This window comes from uncultured Gemmiger sp. (genome assembly GCA_944388105.1).
Taxonomy (GTDB): Bacteria; Bacillota; Clostridia; order Oscillospirales; family Ruminococcaceae; genus Gemmiger.
Genome location: CALXHN010000142.1, coordinates 1 through 3,797 on the forward strand (window position 1 = coordinate 1; position 3,797 = coordinate 3,797).

The 3,797-nt window shown below is 58.4% G+C and carries 4 protein-coding genes; all 4 read right to left on the reverse strand.

The genetic code is table 11. The features are described from left to right. Positions 1–2: 2 nt before the first annotated feature. On the reverse strand, positions 3–1,637 hold the full coding sequence (gene groL / locus Q0K17_RS10730) for a chaperonin GroEL (protein ID WP_294542904.1): 1,635 nt from the start codon (positions 1,635–1,637) through the stop codon (positions 3–5). Between the two features lie 31 nt (positions 1,638–1,668). Beyond that, positions 1,669–1,953, reverse strand: coding sequence for a co-chaperone GroES (locus Q0K17_RS10735; RefSeq protein WP_204647381.1), 285 nt, complete (start codon positions 1,951–1,953; stop codon positions 1,669–1,671). A 269-nt stretch (positions 1,954–2,222) separates the two neighbouring features. Beyond that, positions 2,223–3,101 carry a carbon-nitrogen hydrolase family protein gene (locus Q0K17_RS10740; protein ID WP_294542905.1) on the reverse strand — a complete coding sequence of 293 codons (879 nt, stop codon included), beginning with the start codon at positions 3,099–3,101 and terminating at the stop codon, positions 2,223–2,225. Positions 3,102–3,167: 66 nt separating this feature from the next. After that, positions 3,168–3,797, reverse strand: a 630-nt coding sequence (locus tag Q0K17_RS10745) for an AAA family ATPase (protein ID WP_294542906.1), incomplete at its 5' end; no start/stop codon positions are given.

Here is a 3,797-nt window from a genome sequence, read left to right on the forward strand (position 1 = left end):
CATTAGTACATGCCGCCCATGTCGCCGCCGGCAGGAGCAGCCGGAGCCGGCGGTTCCGGCAGATCGGCAACCAGGCTCTCGGTGGTCAGGACCATGGAAGCAACGCTGGAAGCATTCTCCAGAGCGGAACGGGTGACCTTGGTCGGGTCAACGATGCCGGCCTCGATCATGTCTTCCACATACTCTTCCTTCTGGGCATCGTAGCCGTAGTTGGGCTTACCAGCCTGCAGGATGTTGTTGATGATGACGCTGCCTTCCAGACCAGCGTTGGCCGCGATCTGACGGACAGGCGCTTCCAGAGCCTTACGGACGATCTTGGCGCCGGTGCGCTCGTCGCCTTCCAGCTCGGTGATCAGCTTGTCAACAGCGGGGATGGCGTTCAGGGTGGCAGTGCCGCCGCCGGCAACAATGCCTTCCTCCACAGCCGCCTTGGTGGCGTTCAGGGCATCCTCGATGCGCAGCTTCTTATCCTTCATTTCCACTTCAGTGGAAGCGCCGACCTTGATGACGGCCACACCGCCGGCCAGCTTGGCCAGACGTTCCTGCAGCTTCTCGCGGTCGAAGTCGGAGGTAGCCGTGGTGATCTGGCTGCGGATCTGGGCCACACGGTCCGCGATCTGCTGCTTGTCGCCGTTGCCGCCGACGATGGTGGTGACTTCCTTGGTCACCTTGACCTGGCGGGCAGAGCCCAGCATGGCCAGAGTGGCGTCCTTCAGCTCATAGCCCAGGTCACTGCTGATGACGGTACCGCCGGTCAGGATAGCGATATCCTGCAGCATCTCCTTGCGGCGATCACCGAAGCCGGGAGCCTTGACGGCAACCACGTTCAGGCCGCCGCGCAGACGGTTGATGATCAGGTTGGACAGCGCGTCGCCTTCCACATCCTCAGCGATGATCAGCAGCTTGCGGCCGGACTGGATGACCTGTTCCAGCAGAGGAACGATATCCTGGAAGACGCTGATCTTCTTATCGGTGATCAGGACGCTGGCGTCGTCAAAGACGGCTTCCATCTTCTCGGTATCGGTGACCATATACGGAGTGATGTAGCCGCGGTCGAACTGCATGCCTTCCACGACCTCGGTGTAGGTCTCGGCAGTGGTCTTGTTCTCCTCGATGGTGATGACACCGTCGGCGGTGACCTTCTCCATGGCATCGGCAATCAGCTGGCCGATCTCAGCGTCACCGGCAGAAACGGTGCCGACACGGGCGATATCCTTGGTGCCGTTGACCTTCTGGCTGTGAGCCTTGACGGCTTCCACAGCGGCGCCGATGGCCTTCTGCATACCGCGCTTGATATCCATGGGGTTGGCACCGGCGGTAACGTTCTTCATGCCTTCGGTGACCAGAGCCTGTGCCAGGACAGTGGCGGTGGTGGTGCCGTCGCCGGCAGCATCGTTGGTCTTGGTGGCAACTTCGCGGACCAGCTGGGCGCCCATGTTCTCAAACGGGTCCTTCAGCTCAATTTCCTTGGCGATGGTGACACCGTCGTTGGTGATCAGCGGGCTGCCGAACTTCTTGCCCAGCACCACATTGCGGCCCTTGGGGCCCAGGGTAATCTTGACGGTATCGGCCAGCTGGTCGATGCCGGCGCAAAGAGCTTTACGGGCTTCCTCGCCCTGCTTAATCTGTTTAGCCATAGTATATCTCTCCTTACCTTATGCAGCGTGATTATTCCACAATGGCCAGAATGTCGCTCTGGCGGACGATGGTGCACTCTTCACCATCGACCTTGACCTCAGTGCCGGAGTACTTGCTGGTCAGAACCTTGTCGCCAACCTTGACGATCATTTCCACTTCCTTGCCGTCCACATTGCCGCCCGGGCCAACAGCCAGGACTTCAGCAACCTGGGGCTTTTCCTTGGCGGAACCGGTCAGGATCAGGCCGCCCTTGGTGGTTTCTTCTTCTTCGACCAGCTTGATGACAACCCGGTCTGCCAGAGGTTTGATTTTCATGGTGAAATATCCTCCTTATAATTAACTGTCTTAGTTCAGGTTTTGTTTTAGCACTCATTTATCTTGAGTGCTAAATACATTGTAGTCACTTGCCCGTCAAAAATCAAGTGTCCGAAGTATAAAATTTTTGTGAACAGATATTTTTATCGGAACATCGTTGTATTATTTTTGAGAACTTCTGTTCTTTTTTCTTTCGTTTCCTTTTTGAAAAGGAAACGGGCCGTCATCCCCTGTTTTAGCAGTCCGACGGCAGGCAAATCAAGAGCCGTTCAGGGCCGCCGGTCCGGCCGTACAAAAGGCGGTTCGATCTTTTCTTCCAGCAGCAGGTGATAACATTCCGGGCGCCGGTAGGCGTTGCCGTGTACCTCCCGCCGCCGATAGTCACGCAGCATTTCCATATCAAAATCCGCCACAAAGATTCCCGGTTTTTCCTCCGCTTCCAAAATACAGGTATCCCGTGACCCGGAAAGTCCCGGCAGATACGCCACACCGTCAAAAGCCGAAGAATGACCGTTGCAGTCGGGATGTCCGGCGGGATAGTTGCAGGTGGCAAGGCCCATCATATTTTCATAGGCGCGGGCGCGCAGCTGCGCCAGACGGTTGAGTTCCATGGGGCAGGCGTTGGGCACCAGAACGATCTCCGCCCCTTGCAGCATCAGAACGCGGGCGCTTTCGGGGAATTCACGGTCGTAGCAGATCATGGCCCCAATCCGCACGGTTCCGGCTGCCGTATCCAGGTCCGCCGCACGGAATTCCTCTCCCCGGCCCAGGCATGCCTCCTCCCCAAAATCGCAGGTATGCACCTTGGCATATTGCAAGACAAGGTCGCCGTGCCGGTCATACACAAACAGGGAATTTTTCGGCCGTGGGTCGGCCTGTTCCAGACAGGTGACCCCTATGGCCATCTCCAGCTCCCGGGCGCAGGCGGCAAAAGCCCCCAGAAAGGGATGCCCGACCGGCAGAGCGCTTGCCCGGAGCAATGCTTCCTCCTGCGGAATCGTATATCCTGTGCTCCACATTTCCGGAAACAAAGCCAGGTCCGCCCCCAGGGATTTGGCACGATGGCAGGCATCCAGACCAATTTTCTGCGTTTCCTCCCGTGTGTTTCCGGGGTGAAGCTGCAGCAGAGCCACGCGAAAATGGGACATGATTCTTCCTCCTTTGCCGGAATACAAAAGCGGCGGTCCGCAACAAGGGCAGACCGCCGCCGGAAATCAGGTCAGCGAAAGATTCTGGTTCTTGTAGCGCTTGCGCACCGCACCGTAATCCAGATGCGGTTTGCCGCCGTTGACGGTATCCTCGTCGATGGTGACCCGGATGATGGTGGGGTCGGAGGGGATATCGTACATGATGGGAATCAGCAGTTCCTCCACCACGCTGCGAAGGCCGCGGGCACCGCTCTTGCGCTCGATGGTCTTTTTGGCGATGGCGTGCAGTGCCGCATCGGTAAAGACCAGTTCGGCGTTGTCCAGGCCCAGCAGTTCCTTATACTGGCGGACGATACTGTTCTTGGGCTCGGTGAGTACCCGGACCAGGGATTCCTCATCCAGGGGATCCAGCACAGTGACCACCGGCAGACGGCCGATGAGTTCGGGGATCAGACCGAACTTGACCAGATCGTCCGGTTCCACCTTGCGCAGCAGCTTCTGGCGGGTCTCATCCTGGTCCAGATTGGTGCGCAGCTGGCTGCCGAAGCCCAGGGACGAAGTGTCGGTGCGCTTCTGGATGAGCTTTTCCAGCCCGTCGAAAGCGCCACCGCAGATAAACAGGATGTTCTTGGTGTTGATCTGGATGAACTCCTGCTGCGGGTGCTTGCGGCCGCCCTGGGGCGGCACGTTGCTGAC

Coding starts and splice junctions, on each gene's coding strand:
- groL (WP_294542904.1), bottom strand. CDS start 1,637: ATGGCTAAACAGATTAAGCAGGGCGAGGAAGCCCGTAAAGCTCTTTGC.
- Q0K17_RS10735 (WP_204647381.1), bottom strand. CDS start 1,953: ATGAAAATCAAACCTCTGGCAGACCGGGTTGTCATCAAGCTGGTCGAA.
- Q0K17_RS10740 (WP_294542905.1), bottom strand. CDS start 3,101: ATGTCCCATTTTCGCGTGGCTCTGCTGCAGCTTCACCCCGGAAACACA.